Annotated in this window: 19 protein-coding genes, 1 tRNA gene and 1 pseudogene; 3 read left to right on the forward strand and 18 right to left on the reverse strand. The window is 52.1% G+C overall.

All coding sequences use genetic code 11. The features are described 5' to 3' along the window. Positions 1-142: 142 nt before the first annotated feature. From SQ11_RS12390 to SQ11_RS12420, 7 genes are all read right to left on the reverse strand, one after another. Positions 143-769 carry a ParA family protein gene (locus SQ11_RS12390; RefSeq protein ID WP_041514506.1) on the reverse strand — a complete coding sequence of 209 codons (627 nt, stop codon included), beginning with the start codon at positions 767-769 and terminating at the stop codon, positions 143-145. A gap of 69 nt (positions 770-838) precedes the next feature. Next, positions 839-1,456, reverse strand: a complete 618-nt coding sequence (scpB, locus tag SQ11_RS12395) for an SMC-Scp complex subunit ScpB (RefSeq protein ID WP_041514507.1) — start codon at positions 1,454-1,456, stop codon at positions 839-841. Further along, entirely contained in the window at positions 1,422-2,231 is an 810-nt protein-coding gene (locus SQ11_RS12400; protein WP_041514508.1) for a ScpA family protein, read from the reverse strand. Before SQ11_RS12400 ends, scpB begins: the two co-directional genes overlap by 35 nt. A gap of 153 nt (positions 2,232-2,384) precedes the next feature. Further along, complete coding sequence (locus SQ11_RS12405) at positions 2,385-3,587, reverse strand: tryptophan--tRNA ligase (protein ID WP_041514509.1); 1,203 nt, start codon at positions 3,585-3,587, stop codon at positions 2,385-2,387. 25 nt (positions 3,588-3,612) lie between these two features. Then, positions 3,613-4,260, reverse strand: coding sequence for a site-2 protease family protein (locus SQ11_RS12410; RefSeq protein ID WP_041514510.1), 648 nt, complete (start codon positions 4,258-4,260; stop codon positions 3,613-3,615). Then, positions 4,253-4,885: an L-threonylcarbamoyladenylate synthase gene (locus tag SQ11_RS12415; protein WP_041514511.1), complete on the reverse strand. Its 633-nt coding sequence runs from the start codon at positions 4,883-4,885 to the stop codon at positions 4,253-4,255. The genes SQ11_RS12410 and SQ11_RS12415 overlap by 8 nt, the downstream gene beginning before the upstream one ends. 208 nt (positions 4,886-5,093) lie before the next feature. Continuing rightward, positions 5,094-5,936: a 3',5'-nucleoside bisphosphate phosphatase gene (locus SQ11_RS12420; protein ID WP_041514512.1), complete on the reverse strand. Its 843-nt coding sequence runs from the start codon at positions 5,934-5,936 to the stop codon at positions 5,094-5,096. Positions 5,937-6,210: 274 nt separating this feature from the next. Between SQ11_RS12420 and cysG the strand changes: the two genes are divergently transcribed. Continuing rightward, entirely contained in the window at positions 6,211-7,635 is a 1,425-nt protein-coding gene (gene cysG, locus SQ11_RS12425) for a siroheme synthase CysG (protein WP_041514513.1), read from the forward strand. A gap of 99 nt (positions 7,636-7,734) precedes the next feature. On the opposite strand, the gene SQ11_RS12430 is transcribed toward cysG, so the two are convergent. After that, entirely contained in the window at positions 7,735-8,373 is a 639-nt protein-coding gene (locus tag SQ11_RS12430) for a peroxiredoxin (RefSeq protein ID WP_041514514.1), read from the reverse strand. Between the two features lie 200 nt (positions 8,374-8,573). Further along, positions 8,574-9,971, reverse strand: a complete 1,398-nt coding sequence (mltF, locus tag SQ11_RS12435; RefSeq protein ID WP_232297996.1) for a membrane-bound lytic murein transglycosylase MltF — start codon at positions 9,969-9,971, stop codon at positions 8,574-8,576. A gap of 102 nt (positions 9,972-10,073) precedes the next feature. On the opposite strand from mltF, the gene SQ11_RS12440 reads away from it, so the two are divergent. After that, positions 10,074-10,166: transfer RNA gene (locus tag SQ11_RS12440), tRNA-Ser, on the forward strand. 496 nt (positions 10,167-10,662) lie between these two features. Here the strand turns inward: SQ11_RS12440 and SQ11_RS18275 are convergent. The 9 genes and pseudogenes from SQ11_RS18275 to SQ11_RS12485 form a co-directional block, all read right to left on the reverse strand. Continuing rightward, a pseudogene (locus SQ11_RS18275) lies at positions 10,663-11,754 on the reverse strand (recombinase family protein); the annotation flags it as partial. Further along, a complete protein-coding gene (locus SQ11_RS12450; RefSeq protein ID WP_041514516.1) occupies positions 11,660-11,983 on the reverse strand; it encodes a hypothetical protein in 324 nt (107 codons plus the stop codon). The gene SQ11_RS12450 and the pseudogene SQ11_RS18275, both read right to left, overlap by 95 nt. Positions 11,984-12,203: 220 nt before the next feature. Continuing rightward, positions 12,204-12,644 (reverse strand): hypothetical protein, encoded by a 441-nt coding sequence (locus tag SQ11_RS12455; protein ID WP_041514517.1) that lies wholly within the window; start codon positions 12,642-12,644, stop codon positions 12,204-12,206. Beyond that, positions 12,628-12,936, reverse strand: coding sequence for a hypothetical protein (locus SQ11_RS12460; RefSeq protein ID WP_041514518.1), 309 nt, complete (start codon positions 12,934-12,936; stop codon positions 12,628-12,630). Before SQ11_RS12460 ends, SQ11_RS12455 begins: the two co-directional genes overlap by 17 nt. Before the next feature lie 84 nt (positions 12,937-13,020). After that, positions 13,021-13,314, reverse strand: a complete 294-nt coding sequence (locus SQ11_RS12465) for a hypothetical protein (protein ID WP_041514519.1) — start codon at positions 13,312-13,314, stop codon at positions 13,021-13,023. 9 nt (positions 13,315-13,323) lie between these two features. After that, complete coding sequence (locus SQ11_RS12470; RefSeq protein ID WP_041514520.1) at positions 13,324-15,078, reverse strand: type IV secretory system conjugative DNA transfer family protein; 1,755 nt, start codon at positions 15,076-15,078, stop codon at positions 13,324-13,326. A gap of 30 nt (positions 15,079-15,108) precedes the next feature. Then, complete coding sequence (locus SQ11_RS12475) at positions 15,109-15,762, reverse strand: VWA domain-containing protein (protein WP_041514521.1); 654 nt, start codon at positions 15,760-15,762, stop codon at positions 15,109-15,111. Between the two features lie 13 nt (positions 15,763-15,775). Beyond that, entirely contained in the window at positions 15,776-16,756 is a 981-nt protein-coding gene (locus SQ11_RS12480; RefSeq protein ID WP_041514522.1) for a hypothetical protein, read from the reverse strand. 6 nt (positions 16,757-16,762) lie between these two features. After that, the gene (locus tag SQ11_RS12485) at positions 16,763-17,104 is read right to left on the reverse strand and encodes a hypothetical protein (protein ID WP_041514523.1); all 342 of its coding nucleotides are present in this window, start codon (positions 17,102-17,104) and stop codon (positions 16,763-16,765) included. Between the two features lie 579 nt (positions 17,105-17,683). Between SQ11_RS12485 and SQ11_RS12495 the strand changes: the two genes are divergently transcribed. Continuing rightward, a complete protein-coding gene (locus tag SQ11_RS12495; RefSeq protein WP_041514525.1) occupies positions 17,684-19,453 on the forward strand; it encodes a hypothetical protein in 1,770 nt (589 codons plus the stop codon). Positions 19,454-19,606: the final 153 nt, after the last annotated feature.

Genomic DNA, 19,606 nt, shown 5'->3' on the forward strand with positions numbered 1-19,606 from the left:
GTGAAAAGGAAATCCTCCCCCCGCCGGGCGATCATGTGCATTGAGGCACTCAACACACGCTCAGATTCTATCTAGGGGATTTTCGACGAGTTTTTCTCGTGGAGCGCATACGCACAAACTTTAGAATTTACGCGACGGCTTCTTAACTATTCACCCATTCAACAATCGGTTGCCACTGCGACAGATCGCGTTCGGCTTGGTAGTATGGCAGATCGAAAATGCTCTTGCCGTTGAAAGCCGCATTGACATACACCATGGTGTCGCGTAGATAAGTGAGGATCGGGAGATCATACTGCCGGAGAAATTGCTCCAGGGTAGCCGCAGCGCGAGTGCGGGGATCTACGCGCATGCCGATAATACCAATGAAAGCTTTGTGCTTCCGCACGGCTTTTTCTTCCATCAGCTGATCCAGAAAATCCCGGGTGGCCGCCATATCGAATACCGAAGGTTGCACGGGTACCACAACTTTGTGAGCTAGCTTCAACGCATGGGCAAGGTTCTTGCCGTGCATACCTGCGGGGGAATCCAGCACAAGCCAATCGTTGTATTCAGGAATATCCGGATGAGTGTCATTGCGATCTGCATCCAGGTGGGTAATGGCCGGTAACTCGGCAGGACGCAACGCAAGCCAGTCCAATGATGATTTTTGACGGTCCAGATCCCACATGGCAACCCGCTGATTTTGTCCGGCCAGATAAGCGGCCAGGTTAGTTGCCAATGTGGTTTTTCCGCACCCCCCTTTGGGATTTGCCACCAAAATCGTTCGCATTGCAAACTCCCCACACTTATTATTCGTGTCCCCTTCTTTCTCCCTAGCCCGGAATGCCACCACTGCCGGCTACGGAGACGGTAATAACTCCATGCTCCCCATGTTTTCGCTAGGCTCAAGCAGCGTACCCAATTCCTCCAGCGGCGGCAACTCGTCTAGAGAGCGCAGATTAAGATCATTGAGAAAATCCGTGGTCGTTGCATACAAGACTGGTCTGCCGGGAACATCACGATGCCCAATGGCGCTGATCCAGCCGCGTGACTCAAGTGCCTTAAGCACCGGACCTGAGACCGCGACACCACGGATCTCCTCGATATCTCCACGCGTTACGGGTTGGCGATAAGCGATAATGGCAAGTGTTTCCAGCACCGCGCGTGAATAACGCGGAGGTTTTTGAGGATTGAGCCGGTCAAGAAATTTTTGCATCTCCGGTCGGGTATGGAAACGCCACCCGCCGGCAACTTTTACCAGCTCCACTCCTTTATCATCCCAGTCCTCGCGCAACTCTTCCAGCAGGCGGCGTAGAATATCCGCACCCAGCTCTTCGTCGAACAACTTTTTCAGCTCCGATAGGGGCAATGGTTCCTGGCTCGTAAGCAGCGCCGTTTCCAGAATCCGCTTGATCTCGCCGGGACTGGATGAGCCGGTGGAGCTAGACGGCGGCAAGGAAACCGATGGATCTGACATAAATGATTCCGAAAGCGTGAGATTGCGCTACTTCCACCTGATTTTCCCTGACCAGCTCCAGCAACGCAAGAAAGGTTACCACCATTTCCGCCACGCCAGCTGTTGGGTTGAATAATTCATCGAATTCAACAAACTTATGACCATGGAGATGGCGCAAGATGCGGCTCATGTGTGACCGAACGGAAAGTTGCTCCCTTGTGATGCGATGGCGCCGATTGGCTTGCGAGCGGGCCATCAGCGCGAGCCAGGCACTACGCAGGTCATCCATATCGACATCCGGTAAACGTTTGATCACCGCCTGATCGATCCAAACCTGCATCAACCCGAAGTCCCGCTCAGCCTGAGGCAATTCGTTAAGCCGCTGTGCCGCGAGTTTCATTTGTTCGTATTCCAGCAAACGGCGCACCAGTTCGGCGCGCGGGTCACCCTCTTCCTCATCTCGATTGACGGGGCGTGGCAGCAGCATGCGCGATTTAATTTCGATCAGCATCGCGGCCATCAGGAGATACTCTGCTGCCAACTCCAATTGATTGGTTCGCATCATCTCGACGTAGGCCATGTATTGTCGCGTAAGTTCCGCCATGGGTATATCCAGCACATCCAGATTATGTTTGCGAATAAGATAGAGCAGCAGATCGAGGGGTCCCTGGAAGGTGTCAAGAAACACCTCCAGCGCATCCGGCGGAATATATAAGTCCCGCGGGAGCTCCCGCAGCGGCTCACCGTGGATTCTCGCAACCGGGCGCTCGATGGCGGGGTAAAGGAAATCATTCATTCGGAGAAACCTCCTGCCACCACTCCAGCAACTACGACTGGCTTGACCGGTGCTTGATTGTCTTGATCAGTTGGCAAATGAATAGGCAAATGAGCGGGTATATAATCAGGCAAATGGCTGACAAACAAGCCCATCTTGAATCAGAACGTAATCCTAAAAATAATTCAACCCCATCGCCTCTCTGACATCACGCATCGTTTCCTGGGCCAGCTTGTCGGCTTTCTCACATCCGTCCGCGATGATATTGCGCACCAGCGTGGGATCCTCTTCATATATGCGGGCACGCTCGTGCATGGGTTTCTGCTCCGCCAGTATTGCGTCAATAACGGGTTGCTTGCATTCCAGGCAGCCAATACCGGCGGTCGTACAGCCTTGTTGCACCCATTCCTTGACTTCCGCATTCGAATAAACCAGGTGGAATTGCCATAGCGGACACTTGGCGGGATCGCCCGGATCACTCCGTCGAACACGCGCCGGATCGGTCGGCATTGTGCGGATTTTCTTTATGACACTCGCTTCATCTTCCCGGAGATTGATAGTGTTGTTATAGGATTTGGACATTTTCTGGCCATCCAGCCCCGGCATTTTCGATGCCGGGGTAAGCATGACCTCAGGCTCGGAAAGTATCATTTTACCCCCACCTTCGAGATAGCCGAATAAGCGTTCCTGATCCCCCATACTCAAGTTCTGCTGTTCATCAAGCAACGATTTGGCGGCAGCCAGCGCCCCCTCGTCGCCTTGCTCCTGGTAACGATTTCTGAGCTCGCGGTAGACCCTGGATTTTTTGGAGCCAAGTTTTTTTATCGCCAACTCGGCTTTCTCCCGGAAGCCGGCTTCCTTGCCGAAAATATGGTTGAAGCGCCGCGTGATCTCGCGGGTAAATTCGATATGCGGCGCCTGATCTTCGCCTACCGGAACGCGGTTGGCACGGTAAATGAGAATATCCGCGCTCTGAAGTAGGGGGTAGCCAAGGAAGCCATAGGTACTCAGATCCTTCTCCGACAACTTTTCCTGCTGATCTTTGTAGGATGGAACGCGTTCCAGCCAACCCAGTGGGGTAATCATGGAAAGCAAGACATGCAACTCAGCATGGGCGGGCACCCGGGACTGAATGAATAATGTCGCCTGCGCCGGGTCCACACCGGCGGCAAGCCAATCTATCACCATGTCCCAGACATGCTGCTCTATGACTTCGGGGGTATCGTAATGCGTGGTGAGAGCGTGCCAGTCGGCAACGAAAAACAGACATTCGAATTGGTGCTGCAGTTCTACCCAGTTCTTCAGCACTCCATGGTAGTGCCCTAAATGGAGGCCGCCAGTGGGGCGCATTCCCGACAAAACACGATCAGTGAACATGTTGCTTGCCCTTAGTAATTCCTGCTTAAATTTCCAGTCCGAAAAACAATACTACCATTTGTATGGTGATACTGATAAAAGGCCCGATGATGGCACCGAGCACACCAGTGATCAATAACAATAGCAGGATCATAAAGCCATAAGGCTCAATCTTCGAAAAACTATATGCCATTCGATGGGGGAGCAAGCTTACCGCAATGCGTCCGCCATCCAGCGGGGGCAGAGGCAAGAGATTCAGCACCATTAGTATCACATTGATTTTGATGCCTGCTTCGCCCATCAATATCATGGGTCGTGCCAGATCGCTTTCCGGCAAACCGATCCCAAGCTTGATTACGAACGCCCAAAGCAATGCCATGAAAAGATTTGCGCCCGGCCCGGCCAGCGCTACCCAAAGCATATCCTGTTTCGGATGGCGGAGCGCCGAAAAATTAACCGGTACCGGCTTTGCCCAGCCAAACAGGATGCCGCCCAGTATCAGCGTTAACAATGGAAGCAGAATCGTCCCCACGGGATCGATATGCCGAATTGGATTCAGACTGACGCGTCCCTGTGCATAGGCCGTCAGGTCACCGAAGTGCTTGGCTACGTACCCGTGTGCGGCTTCATGCAAAGTAATGGCAAAAATCACCGGCAGCGCATAAATGGCGACATTCTGAATAATACTATCCATGCACAATTCCGAATGGCGCGAGGCTGCCCTTTCCTTGTCGCACCAGTTTTGGCTCGTCGCCGGTCAGATCAACTACGGTGCTCATCTCCAGGCCACAGGCGCCGCCATCCAGTACCAGTTCTACATGGTGTTCGAGGCGATCGCGAATTTCCCCGGCGTCGTTGAGAGGAAATTCATCTCCTGGCAGCATCAGGGTGGAACTCAGCAACGGCTCATTCAACTCTGTCAGCAGTGCTTGCACGACTGGATGATCGGGTATTCTCAGGCCGATAGTGTTGCGTTTTGGATGTTGCAGGCGGCGCGGCACCTCGCGCGTGGCCTGAAATATAAAAGTGTAGCTACCGGGCGTACTTGCCTTGAGCAACCGGTATTGGCTATTATCGATTTTCGCATAATGCGAGATCTCGGCCAGATTCCGGCACATCAGCGTAAAGTGATGGTGCTCATCCACTTGCCGTATGGCGCGAATACGCGTCATAACTGCCTTGTCTCCCAGTTGGCCGCCCAGCGCATAACAGGAATCGGTTGGATAAGCGAGTACGCCGCCAGCGCGCACGATGGCTGCGGCTTGTCTTATCAAGCGCGACTGCGGATTAGTTGGATGAATGGAGAAAAATTGAGCCACGTGAGAAACGGTTTCTGATTATGTTTTAGTTTTTTAGGGCACTTCAAAAATTTCAAAGACCAGGCGAAATCTTTCGCCGGTTTATTTCACTCATTTGCCAAATGAGGCTACCCATGCAAATATGGCCCGCTCACTGGATGTATAAGGAATAATTTGCTGTATAGCGACGGCTTCATAGTTATTCCCGGAGGCACCGGCTATGCCTTCGCTACATCACCTGCTTCCAATCATGCCAAACCGGCGTGCAGTTGGCGGGCAATTCCGGCATCCGGCCCAGATCAAAATAGCTCTCGCCCGGCCCGTGAAAATCCGAACCGCGCGAAGCCAGTAAACCCATACGCCGACTATGATTTGCGAACAGCAGAGATTGCTCCGGTGTGTGGCTGGAGGTAACGACCTCAATGGCCTCGCCGCCAAGGGAGCGAAACTCCAGCATCAACTCGTCCAATGCGCCTTTGCCTAATTTATAACGTGCAGGATGGGCAATTACGGCTCTGCCGCCGCTACTGCATATCCAGTTGACCGCGTCGCTCAACGGAGCCCATTGATGCGGCGCATAACCAGGTTTACCTTTGACCAGATATTTCTTGAATACGGATCTCACGTCCTTGGCATAACCCTGCTGGACCAGGAAACGGGCAAAATGTGTACGGCCTATCAACTGTCCATCGCCGGCGTAAGCGGAAGCCCCTTCAAAACTGCCATGGATACCAAATTTATCGAGTTGTGCAGCGATGTTGCGTGCGCGCACGGTGCGGCCATTGCGAATGGACTTCAAGCCTCCCACCAGTGGCGGGTGTCCGGGGTCTATACCGAGGCCGACGATATGCAAGGTCTGTCCGCGCCAGTCAGCGGAGATTTCCACGCCATTGATAAATGTAATATTCTTCCCGGCAGCGACCTGGCGCGCCTCCTCCAGTCCCGCAACATCATCGTGATCGGTTAGCGCCAGTACATCCACTCCGCATGCGGCTGCATGTTCTACCAATCGCGTAGGCGTCAGTAATCCGTCCGAAACTGTCGAGTGGCAATGGAGATCAATATTGGGCATGAAAAAAGCTATTCGCGCTTAGCAAGAGACGCATCATAGCAAATTAGCGGCACCATGAAAAATGAACCGTCCGAAAGAAGGGAGATTCCGTGTGTTCAAACAGGAAAGGAGTAGGTTGCAGGATTTAGCCCGCCTCATTCTAATGAATTTTCGGGTAAAGTAGTACGGAATGCACAATTACCAAGGATCCGCCAGTTATAGAGAGCCTCAGAAGGAAAAAAAGTCAGGCGGCGTTAAACGGCTTTGGTTGGTTACAGTTTTACAAATGGAATAAATGGATTTTCTGCCCATCTTTATCAACATCAAAAATTGCAACTGCCTTGTGGTCGGCGGAGGGGAGGTCGCTCTGCGTAAGATCACCTTGCTGTTGCGCGCGGGTGCTCACATTACCGTAATAGCTCCGGAGCTATGCATCGGACTCAGTGACCTGCTGCGCGAACAAACCGCGGGTGCGATTACTCATCGCGCCGAGGCTTTTCATCCCAGCCATTTGAGCAACGTTGTTCTGGTTATTGCCGCTACCCATGACCCGGTGACCAACCGCGAGATTTCTGAAGCGGCGAGACGATTGCGCATCCCTGTCAATGTCGTGGATAACCCGGATCTTTGTTCTTTCATCATGCCTTCCATCATAGATCGCTCCCCCGTTCTGGTTGCGGTTTCAAGCGGAGGAGCGTCGCCGGTATTGGCAAGGCTGCTGCGGGCTCGTCTGGAAACCATGATCCCGGCGGGATATGGGCGCCTCGCGGCTTGCGCCGCAAGCTTCCGCGAGCGGGTGAAACTGCATTTCTCGCATCCCGAGAAGCGGCGCATATTCTGGGAAAAGGCATTGCAGGGACCATTTGCCGAAATGGTCTTTGCCGGCCGGGATCGGGCGGCAAAGGATTATCTCGAAGGTTCGCTGGAAGGGGAAGCTGACGAATCTGCGCAGGGAGAGGTCTATCTCGTAGGCGCCGGCCCGGGAGATCCCGAGCTGCTGACTTTTCGCGCGATGCGCCTGATGCAGCAAGCGGATGTGGTGGTATATGATCGCCTGGTGTCGCCCGAGGTACTCGACATGGTGCGCCGCGATGCATCACGCATCTATGCCGGTAAGGAGCGCAGCAAGCACGTCATGCCGCAGGAATCCATCAATGAATTACTCGTGCGGCTGGCAAAAGAAGGCAAGCGCGTGCTGCGGCTGAAAGGGGGTGATCCCTTCATATTTGGCCGTGGCGGCGAAGAAATCGAAACGTTGTCCGCGCAGGGTATTTCTTTTCAGGTGGTCCCGGGCATTACCGCCGCATCCGGGGCGGCGTCCTATGCCGGTATTCCCCTTACCCATCGCGATTACGCCCAGTCGTGCATATTCGTGACCGGCCATCTCAAGGATGGCAGTGTGGATCTGGATTGGTCCATGCTTGCACGGCCAAACCAGACCATCGTAATCTATATGGGACTGCTTGGATTACCCGTGCTGTGCCGGCAATTGATTGCGCATGGTTTATCTGCCGCGACACCCGCCGCCATCGTTCAGCAGGCGAGTACCCGCAATCAGCGGGTACTGACGGCTACGCTGGAAACCCTTCCTGATCTGACCGCATCCGCCCATCTCACTCCCCCGACTCTTATTATCGTAGGCGAGGTCGTTAAACTGCACCAGAGACTTGCCTGGTTCGAGCCGGAAGACGATTTGCACCCTGGCACCGGCAACAAGTAGGGCACTCGGCGCAATGCGCTTCGCTTATTGGCTTCCTACCAAAAGAAAGCGCCCTGGAATCCGGGCGCTTTTGCATTTCCTGGGGTGAATGATGGGCTGTTATTTATTCGGCTGCGGTGTGATGCGAAGATAGGGGCGCGGCGCCTTATAACCTTTCGGGAATTTTTGTTTGATGACTGCTTCGTCCTGAATTGTCAGCGGGATAATCACGTCATCTCCATCTTTCCAATTGGCGGGTGTGGCCACCGAGCAATTATCGGTCAGCTGCAGCGCATCAAGAACGCGCAGCACTTCCTCAAAATTCCGGCCGGTGCTCATCGGGTAAGTGATGATGAGGCGTACTTTCTTTTTCGGGTCGATGATGAACAGCGAACGAACCGTCATGGTTTCAGACTGATTCGGATGAATCATGTCGTAGAGCGCCGCAACCTTTTTGTCCACATCCGCGATAATGGGAAAGCCGACGCTGCAATTCTGTGTTTCCTCGATGTCCTTGATCCACCCCGAGTGCTTGTCCACCGGATCAACCGATAGCCCGATCGCCTTAACGTTGCGCTTGTCGAATTCCGACTTGAGTTTTGCGGTCATTCCCAGTTCCGTTGTGCAGACGGGGGTGTAATCGGCGGGGTGAGAAAACAGCACCGCCCAGGAATCTCCGATCCATTCGTGAAATTTAATCTTGCCGATTGAGGAATCTTGCTCGAAATCAGGTGCGATATCGCCTAAGCGCAAAGTCATGGCATCCTCCCTAAGTTTGGAATTGATTGGAAATGGGTCACAAATTGACAGCGTCAATATAGCCCGACTGCTTCAATGACTCAACAATTATTATTCATGTAGGGAAGGTGGGGGTGAATGATCGCCACACCACGTCTTATTCCGTCGTTGGACGCCCTACCGCTTATCGAATGGCAAAAGCGAGTTTATTCAAAGGCTCTTCAGGATAGCGGGTCAGTTTCATCGGCAACCGGAAATCCCCAGGAATAAGGGCGTTCATATTTCAGCAGAATGTTGTAGTAAGTCCGCACGGATTCCGTCAGGATCACTGCCTCGCCGCCGCGCGCATAACCGTGTTTCAAATTTTGGAAGTATTTACTGAGGCTCAATAACGGCAATGTCTTCTTCAGATCTGCCCATGAATCCGGGTTGAGCTCAAGGCGCTGTGCCAGAACGCGCGCATCTTCTATATGGCTGGAGCCCTGATTATATGCCGCCATCGCAATCCAGGTGCGATCGGGTTCCAGAATACGCGTCGGCAACCTATCCTTGAGCAGTCGCAGGTAACGTGCGCCAGCGAGTATGTTCTGTCGCGTGTCCAGCCGATCGGTCACCTTCATCCGGTCGGCCGTCGTCTCCGTGAGCATCATGATACCCCGTACGTTGCCGGGTGAAACCGCGAAGTGGTCCCAATGGGATTCCTGGTACGCCAACGCTGCGATCAAGCGCCAATCGATCCCGGTTAACTCCTCGGCTTCGTGGAAATGGTTGCGCAAATCCGGTAGCAGTGTACGTCTTTTGCTCAGAATGCCACTCACATCCGCCTGCTCAAGCCGCTGAATGTGACCGTAATATCGGTCCAGGAGACGCATCAAGGTGCCATCCTGTTCGATCCGGTTAAAAAACTTCCGCGTCTTTTCCAATAACTCTCGTTCGGCAAAGGGCGAAAATGCCCAAGCCTTGCCGACGGGCTCGCCCAAATCGAAAGCACTATCCAGGTTGGAGTAGAAATTCTTGGCCTGGTTGATCTGCGTGGAATCGGCCACCACATAGTCGACTTTGCCCTCCGCCAGTTTTGCCAGCAAATCTTCGCCCGTGATATCGACCTCGCTCCATTTCAGGCCGGGGGCCTGCTGCATGGCTTTATTGAGTTGTTCAGCATAGGTTGTTCCGCTTGCGATCTCGATGGTTCTTCCTACCAGTTGACGGATACTTTTGGGTCTGCGGTAGTCGGTGTTGTAGGCCACCTGAGGCTGGGTAGTTTGATAGACCGGGCCGAAACGAGCGTGCAGTTCATGCTTGGTGCTGATGCTTAAGCCAGCGGCGAAATGTCCCCTATGCTCTTCAAGCTTCGCCAATACCTGATCCATTCTAGGTGCTAACCTGAATTTCACGCTCATGCCCAGCTCTCGCGCGAATTCAGAAGCAAGATCAAACTCCAGTCCGGCATAACGTCCGTCGGCATTCTCATAGTAGGTATCCGGGCTATTAACGGTAATCACCACCAACTCATCGGTTTTGTCGAACGGTAACACCGGCTTCTCAAACGAATCGCAGGCGGGGAGCATGAGGCCGCAAACGATGAGAATACCAACAAACGGGTGGGGGAAAGGGCGCATGGACGGGAGGCAGGCGGAATACGAGAACATTCTGCCATGTTTTTACGCTGAACGAGCGCAAGATAAACACAGGATAAACTGGTAAAATATCGATCTCGCAACGGAGAGGTACCGAAGTGGCCATAACGGCGCTGACTCGAAATCAGATGGTCAGGGTAACCTGGCACGTGGGTTCGAATCCCACCCTCTCCGCCAATTGTAACCGCTTGCTTGTAAACCCACCTAACACCTTGAAGGGTAATGGGGTATCGGTGGTTCTAAGTCCTGTATTCCGATGATATTGAAATCCACCCGGAACCACGAGTTTGAGCACGGCATGTCGATCCGATAGTCGCCCGGAACTCCAGAGTTTATGCGGCTTAGCGATAAAGTCGAGGCTGGTTCTAAGTGCCGCATCGAATGAACGCCTCGGGCGCAACGATTGGCCGGATTTTTCGACCAGAACGGCTCTGTCAGTCTCGAATTTCTTGATCCGGGATTCGTAAGCCTTCACCATTGAATCGCTATCCGTCTCAACCAGCCTGTCCATCAATTGCTCGATCTTGGTATTCAGCTTATGTATTTCATCCTCAAGCGCCTTTCCGCGCTGCGCGATCTGCGCCTGCCGGTAATTCCACCATGTCTCGAACATCCTGCTCGCAGTTTTGAATAGCGGCACGGAAGGTTCGAGCGTGTGCAACAGAGCTTCGAACTCGCCCTCGATCTTCTCGCGTCTGATGGCTTTACCATAGCTCTCACAACGTTTGCTAGTAAAGCAGTAGTAGTACGGATAGTGCTTACTGCGCCCCTTGGTCCAGCAAGCAGTGAGCGGGTTATCGCAATCAGCGCAACGTACCGCCCCCCTTAGCGGAAAATCCTCGTTCAAATTTTTTCGCGCAGGTATCTTGGGTTTTTCCTGCATGCGATGTTGGATTTTTTGAAACGTCGCCAGCGAGACCAAAGGCTCGTTCTGTGCGGGGCGTAAAGACACATCCATGATGTCCGACTGGATATGCGCGGCATAAATTACCCGGCTTAAGATACGGTTGACGTGTTCGTTGGTGACTTCGCCCTTGGCGTTCTTGGGGAATTCAGGAAATTGTTCAAAGTAGCGTTTCACCTCTGCCCTGAGCTGGAAGCGCCCGCTGGCGTACCCTTCCAACCCCTCGGCAACAATGCTCGCCAACGGCTCGTTTCGTACCAGCACCTTCCCATGGCCCGGTTTCGAGGCGTACTTATAACCGATGGGTGCGAAATGCACCCAATACCCATTCAGCATACGCGCCCTACGCCGGTTGCGTGTTTGTTCCGCGTTCTTCTGACGATGATGTTGCGATACACTGGCAAGCAGGTGCTCGATCAATAACGAGTCCGAGTCTTCCCCGAAGGACAGGCTCGGAGAGGCTAGCTTTGCACCCGCCTCGGCAATTTTTTTTCGCAAATTAAGGTGTGCAGAAATCCCTCTTGCCAGTCTGCTCAAATCGTCGATGATAATTGTCAAATTGTCCTTACGATGCGCACGCGCAAACTTGAGCATCGCCTGCATGCCGGGGCGGTCAATCAGGGACCCGGATTCAGAATCCTCAAACTGCCCAATCACATCCATATGACGATGACGTGCAAACTCGCGGCAGCGAGTGGCTTGTGAGGCCAATCCCGCGCCTTCCGTTGTTTGCCGCTTAGTCGATACTCTACAATAAATCAATGCCTTATCCATTGGGCTTGCTCCTTTCACTGTTGCCTGCTTCAGCGCTTTGATTGAACGGTTGCGCTGCCTTTCCTGTTTGATCGTTTTTATCTTCATTCAACGCAGCATATAAAAATGTCGGCATGATCATCTGCACCGCATCCATGTCCAGATTGAGATCGCACATGGTGCGCATGATATCCCACAGGATCGAAAGTAATTCGTTTTCCTGCTCGGTAGTCAGCTCGAACTCGGTCAAGTCCTCACGGTATGCATCGCAATCGAGTGTGGGGACAGGGATGACCTCCTGTTTGTTTTTACCCGGTGTAGCTGTTTCTTCGTTCATGCTTGCATCCTCCACGTTATCAAAGCGCTGCCCTGCAGGCTAATAATTCCTCTATCGGTCCTCTTCGTTGTTAAAAAGAGCAACAACTGAATAGAACAAATAGAGAACATAGTTTTAATTAAATAGCAATAAAATCCTATTGTTACCGTTAAGATTCCGGGGGAAATCCGCATTTCTTTCCGTAACGGTTTTCCGTATGGAATAGCTCTTCAAGCTTCTTCTAGCGTTGCGGCACCCGCTGTCTCTGCACCTCACAATCTCTTTGCACGGCGTGCTCCGGCTGCTCAAGCGTGCGGTGCTGCTCCCGTTGCCGGTTGAGATCGGCCAGCCGGGTGTCACGTTGTTCACGCAACCATGCGCGGTTGAATGTCTCTCGGATGGGAGCCTGCTCGAATTCAGGCCGCAGTTCGGGAAACGGCTTGTCCCGTTTCACCATCTGCGAGCCGCCCCCGCTGCGCTCACTGTCACCGCGCCGCTGCGCCTCTGTTTGTTCCATCGCCCTGATCTGCTTGCCGATATAGGGATCGCGGGCCAGATCGAAATCCCGATGGAGCGGTGGCGCTTTTTGGAAGCTTTCAGGGTTATCGTTTGCCAGTTCCGGGTGCTTTCCAGCAAAGCTCGTCGTTGAAGGTGCCGCCGGACTGTCAGCGTTCCGGGCCATGATCCGGCACCCGGCCTTTATCTACGGATGGCTGCGCAGCCCGCTCTTCCTGATACTCCTGCATGCGTTGATCGCGTTGTTCGCGCAAGGTAATGCGCCCGTCAATCGGCACACTGTCCAGAACAAGCTCGGCACCGCGCCCGTCCTTGTGCATCCACATCGCGCCCACGCGGTTCCAGTATTCCCTGCCGTCCGGGGTGCCGCGCACCGCATAGGCAATCTGGTCGGGCTTGCGTCCCGCGTGCGAGGGTGAATCTTCATGCGGCGTGTCGTTTGAATTTCGGTTGCTCATGGTCAAATCCTCATTGAATTGCCTGCATGGATCGATACCGCTACCCGGATGCAGGCCAAGCCGGGAAGCAGGTAAAATCGACGCTTACAGGGGCGTTTGCCGTCTTGTTCGCCGGTCGATGATCACGATCACGGGGCAGTCATCGCCCACGTTGCGCTCGATCAATCCGCGCCCGCCGAGATAAACGCAGTCGTTGTAATCGCGGTACGTGCCATATTGCTTGTAGGTATACCAGACCAAGAAATGCGGCCCGACAGGCGAAATCACCCACGCTGCGATGAGCAGCAGGAACCAGTGGCGCAGCAGATAGGTCACGCCGCGCAGGAACACCGACAGCCACGCAAACGGGCGGTATTTTTTGGGGGAATAGGTTTTCATCGTTTTGTCCTATAGGCGCAGTTTGATTTTTTTTCGGAAGGGCTTGCCATGGAACGGGTTGATTGCGACTTGCGAGCGCCACGGCTCGATCTCGGCATAACTCACCGGCTCGAACAGAATGGGGCGATGCTGGCGGACGAACAGGATGCCTGCCTTCATGCGCCGGATTTCATCGGGCGTGGCGAGCGGGCGAGCCGCTTCGCTCAGATTTTCGTTCAGCCCGAACTGGTCGATGGAGCGGCTGGTGCCCATGGCCGTCACGGTTTGATCCCCCAGCATCTGTCTGGAAATCAGTTCCAGCGTTTTGGGCGAGCGCTGGCCGGGCAGGAACTGCTTTACTTCAGTCTCGCTTAGGACCGTGTCGAGCGCCGACTTGCCGTAGACGCGTTCGAACGCAGCCAAGTCCTGAAAGATGAGGTGAAGCCTAAGTCCGTACGATCTGCCCCATGTCAGCAGATTCTCCAGCCCGTTGACCTTGTAATTCGTGGCCTCGTCCAGAATGAAATACACGGGCCGCTCTTTATTGGGATGGCGCTTTACCGCCGTCGTGCAGCACCACTGCATCAAACCGATATAGGCTTTGTACGCCTCCATGCGGCTGGCATCGGCCACGATGAATAACGTAGTCGGTGTTTTGCCTTCCTTGAGATCGTTCATGCTAAAGGTCGAGCGGCCCATGGCCGGGGCCAGCCGCCCGAATGCGAATGGAGCTAACGATTGCTGAGCGCCGGTGATGAAGCTGCCGAAGGTACGGCTCTCGTTCCCCGACATCAAGGTAATCAGGTTATGTGCTATGGCCCTGACCAGCGCCGCGAACTGAGCCACATCCCGTGAATCGTGCACTTTGGCCCATTCGGTCTGCTCGATGGGAAACGGACCGTCTGGATGCGGTTTGCCTTCGATATCGACCCCGGCAATCCACCGTGCGGTGTCTTCGAGACGCTGGCGGTTTTCCAGCAGTAAGGAGACCGATGAAAGCGTGGCATCGAATAAGTCCACCATACTTTCAGCCAAGCTTGCAAACCCGGTTATCTGGCGACCGCCTTCCCGGAAGTAAGTATTTTCTGACTCTTTCTCTCCCGGTTCCGGTTGTATTTGCGTAGCCATCCCAAGCAAATCGGCCATGACATCTCTCAAACCTTCCGGACGGGTCAGGTCGTCAGCAATAATGTCGAGCGGGTTGTACGAATCAGTTTGATCGATGATGTCCGCCCATAAATTGCCGGGGTTGAGCACACGCACAATTTCACCACGTTTTTTTAGTGGTGCTTCAAGCATACAAGTAAGCTCAGCCTTAAAATCTGCTATCACCTTGCTGTGCCGGATCGCCATAGCCATTGGAACGACCGTATAGATGCCCTTGCCGGACCCGGCGGGGGCCACAGTTAGGGCGTTGGAGGCGTAGTCGAAAAATAAGGCGGGCCGGGAATCGCCCGCATACCGTCCCCAGAACGGCCCGCGCTTGTCTTTGCTCAATTCACGCTTGAATTCCTTGAGCGCCGCCCATGCAGCCGTGCCATGTTTCCCCGTCGGTTCACGGCTGGCGAAGAAGTCGATGAAATGTGCGGCATTGTCGAGTGCACGAATCACGGCTTGCAGGCAGAACAGACCCGCCAGCAAATGGATGAGCGCCGAGAACCAGTCGATACGCCCACCCATCATTGGCGGATTGAGGTTATAGGCCCACCACGCCAGCCCCGCCGCGATACCGGCGAGTGACAGCAGGGTGGCGGGGGATTTATGGCTGCGAGAATGTGGAGTCATGGTTCTTGCACTCAGAACTTATTCAGCGCATCAAAGGTTGGATCGCGCTTCAAACGTAGCCCCGGCCTTTTTCATCCACGCCGTCCATGCGTTTGTGATGTGTTTTTTTTCGGGCCGTTGGAGTGCGCCGTTGACAGTGATACCGACGCCAATGAACTCGACATGGCATCCTTTGAGAATGCCGGGCGTTGGATCGGGCAACGGCTTTTTATCGATGACAAATTGCTTCCCCGTCAATTCTGACGAATGCTCAACTCCATCTGTAAACACAATGACTTTCGCATTTCCGGATGCACACTGGAATTCCCGGTAGCAATCCTCGAAAAACGACATCAGGCGGGTTTCGTTTTGTGGATTTTTGGCAGCGTCCTCGGCCTTGGCGGCAATGGCTTTCTCCAAAGCCGCTCCCACCTGCGAGGGCCGCATTTGCGCCGACAGTTTTACGCGCTTGGTCAACTGGAAATTGCGCAGATTGCCATCGCCGAACGTCATCACCGCAACTGTATCGCCCATATTCAAGGCGCTAACCGTGTCCTTTGCGTACTTGGCGGCGGCATTGCGAAATTCTTTGACTTCGTTGGGATTGGATGAAGACTGATCCAGCGCGAACGTTGCATGCACCGGGTTCTGTGCATGGCCTACATTGCTCAACGCGGTGAGGAAGAGGAATGGAATGAGTTTCATGGTTGATACTCCTTTATTTAAGAACACGGTCAATCACACTGCGGATATGCTTCACGGTGTGTGTCTTGAGGATATCGAGACGGGTTTTAACGCCAGATAAATCCGGTTGTTTGCCTAGCACTCGGCCCAACACGGAGTCCGGCTCATCGTTGCCGGTAAACAGGGCTGGATGGGCTTCCATTGCCGCCTCACCACGTCGCACGAATTGCTCGACCTGGCTGGCAGCCAGTACGGCAGCGTGGTTTCTGATGAAGTTATCGCTGCGCTGTTCGAGTTGAGCGAGTTCGCTCGCGGTTTTGCGACATGCTTTGTCGTCTGCCAGCAATTGTTTCCATCCCCGCCGCGCAGCGTTCTGGTTTAACAGGGCGAGAATGATAAGGTGGGCATTCGTGCTGATCGTGTCGATGCATTCTCCGCCCACGAACAGACTCATTATCGAAATTCCCGTGACAGACCCAACAAAAATCGGCGCGGCGAGCACCATATTCCCTTGCAGCCATGAAACAATGGTCTGTCCCATAGTGCTGACCTGAACCTGTTCTACCGGCAAACCAAAAATCGCATCCGGCGTTCCTGAGGTTGCCGTAGCAAGGGCACCGGGAAAAAGCAGGATGCTGAGGAATAGGCCTCCTGCCAATGCATATAACGGTGCAAACACGGTGCTGAGATTGCGTATCAGCCTTACTGCCCACAGGTCAGGATTATGTTTGCAAAGCCAGTGATAGGTCAGCATAGCCATAACCCCTGTCAGGGACAGCAATCCCGCCGAATGCTGCACTACCGGATCTTCAACACCTTGTAACAAGCCGCTGAATACGCCATAGGCAATTGCGATTTCCACTCCGACTGCACTCAAAAAAATCAGTATCGACAAGATCAAGGGGAGCAGCTTCCACAGCGATTGCCGCGCTTCCTTTCTTATGTTGTTCATGGTGACCGCCAAGGCAGCGAATTGCTGATCGGTCATCATCGTTATGGGTTTTGTTTTATTCATGTCGCTTTACTCCTGATCGTTGTGCCGATGCATCAAGGCGCGAATGGTTTGCGGGGAACCCGAACCGGACAGATGGGAAGGAGGATTGTCCGGAGAACCAAGGCTGAGGATGAGGTGCGCATTGGTCATTACACTGCGCGACAGATCAGCCATGTCCTGTTGCTTGTTATCAATGGCACGCTGATGCTCATCCGCAAGCGCTTGGTAAAGCTGGACATAGAGCGCTTCGCCCGGCGGATTGAGGTCGTACAAACTTTCATTTATTTGTTGAAGAAAGGCTTCAGTAGATAATGATCGTGACGCGGTGAATGATCCGGGGGTGTCGTGGTTCTTGTCGGTCGTTCTCATATAGTTTCCCTCCAGCAGTCGTATTGATGACCGGACTATAAATCGAGCTGTAGGGAACAAGCGAGGAAGCGGATTTCCGAAATTTGCGCGTTTTCGGAAATAAATTTCCGAAAGGGGACGGAGGGATTACTGGATAGATATCGGCAAACTATTTTCTTGTCAATTTTCCAGAATGATGATAGCTAGTATCGTCAGTTGTAGGTGTAAACAGTCAAAAGCGAAAAGGCGCTCGGGATGGCAAAGGAGAAGCCCAAAAGGACCAGACTGTTGTTTGACAAGGAATCCATCGACCCGGCTGTGTGTCAGGTATTCTTTAATGAAGTTTGCAATGGAGACCGCAAACGCGCGGGTGAACTGGTCAATGAGTTTATGCAGGAAGCTTGTAATAAACGTTATGGACCCGGAGCAGAAAAAATCATTGAGTCAATTCGACGACACTTGGAGAAATAAACGAAATCTTTTGGCAAGATTTTGCTTATCGGCATGAGCTACAAGTAACTGTTTTATACTGCCTAAGTGAATAGCCAAATACTAAAAAACAAGTTTAGACCCGAATCGATTTCAAGCGAATTTCGGGAGATGTTTACATTTGCATCGGATGCCACAAGACGTCAGCATACAAATGGAGTTATATCATCCAAAGAATATGTAAGAGAGTTTTACAACTGGATTAAGCCGAAGGATGCGCGAAATAACGAGACATTCAGGGCATTAATTGAAAAAGTAACGGGGAGCAGCTACTCCACATTTGGACATTGGCAATCCGACGGATCGCCCAATATCAAGGAAAAGGCATCGCTCTGCTTCGGCGCATCGGCGCAATTCCACGACACTCATATTGAAGAACATTTCGCCAGATTTTTATATTTCTGGAATTCTTACCGAGAAGAAAATCCCGTACAACCAGATTTTTGGGAATACGAAACCAAAAGGAAAAAATTATGGGCGAAATATCGCCTGATTCCCAATGAACAGCATCCTTTCGCAGCACAACTACAACGCCATCTTTATTCAGCGGGCTTCGAGCATAAAAAGACGTTCGATGACATCAAGAATTTTATCGATACTCATTCTTCAGGTTACGTAACGATTGAAGGAAAAACCGATACAGAAAAAAGCTCGTTAACCGCTTATACGGCAATAACACTCTACGAGAGCGGCCAATATCAGTGCATATGGCATTTCAACGAAATGGGATCAGGTCACAACAAAAGTGCAGATTTGCTTCGTACCCTCTTTTCCCAACTCAGAGACATGTATGCATGTCTCGACGACGATAAGTTTAATCTCGAATATAAGCAGGTGTTGAATTCTGATTCCGGATATGGCGGGTTCTATCGGACCGTTTTCGATCAACTTGCCTACGATAGAAAATTCCAGAATAGCAAGCTAGTTATTTTTGTTGACGCCCTAGACGAAGTCAGTCGGTTCGACCTATGTCGGCAAGAATCAATAAACACATTATTTATACCGCAGGGTTTAATTAAGAATACGTTTGTTATTGTTACATCGAAAAACTTTACACGAGAAACGTATATTGGAAACAAGCTAGAAATTAACCTTTCTCAGATTAAATCGTATGAAACAAATAAACAAAGCGTAACAGGAAATAATTGCGAGCTTGGGCATGTCGAAGATGAAAAGAAATGGCAAGATCCTTACAGTTTCGACTGGTTTGGGTTCGCAAGCAGGAAGAAAGAATTCAAACGGCTTAATCAATTTATTAATCATGATGATCAATTCAAGATTTGGGCTATTTCTGGTCCTGCGGGGGCGGGGAAAACTTGGCTTGCTCATCAATGGGCTGTCCATTCATCCGCATTAAAGGGCTGGAATCGCGTCCCGCCTCAAGAAAATCGCAGCGAACTAAAGGAATGGCTTAAATGGCCGGATAAACCGACACTAATCATCATCGAGTGCAGGTACGATTTTGATGAGGTGACTTCTAAACTGCTGAAGTATTGCTTAGAGTCTAGAGTGTCCAAGGTAAGATTACTTGTTATCGACCGTGTATTTTCAGTACCGTTGCATAGCGATAAGCGCTGGAAATTTTCTAGTGATGCTTCAAGTTTGAATTGCACTGAAACATATTTTTTTGCCAAAAAGCCGCTTGATTTACGACAAACGGACGATCAGGAAGAGATCATTAAAGAAATAATTGCTCGCCATGCCAACATAAAAAATGTAGAAAGCCCACAAATCAATGAAGCTCACGACTATCTTCTAAATATGAAAGGGGCATATTATCCCCTTTATGCAGTACTTGTCGGTGAAGCGATCAGGGATAAAAGGCCTTATCGATTGCTAAAGAGAAAAGACGTTGCGATATTCGAGCTGCTAGATGAATAAACCCGGTGCAAAAGATTAATCTTGCCGTTATCCCAGTAATTTTAAACAATATCAATTAGACATTAAAACTTTTAAACATCCCGTACGTCATATTTCTGGATTTCTATAAATGCTATCGTATCGAAATGGGAAATATTTCCCTATAAATTAACT

Source organism: Nitrosospira sp. NpAV (assembly GCF_000832065.1).
GTDB lineage: Bacteria > Pseudomonadota > Gammaproteobacteria > Burkholderiales > Nitrosomonadaceae > Nitrosospira.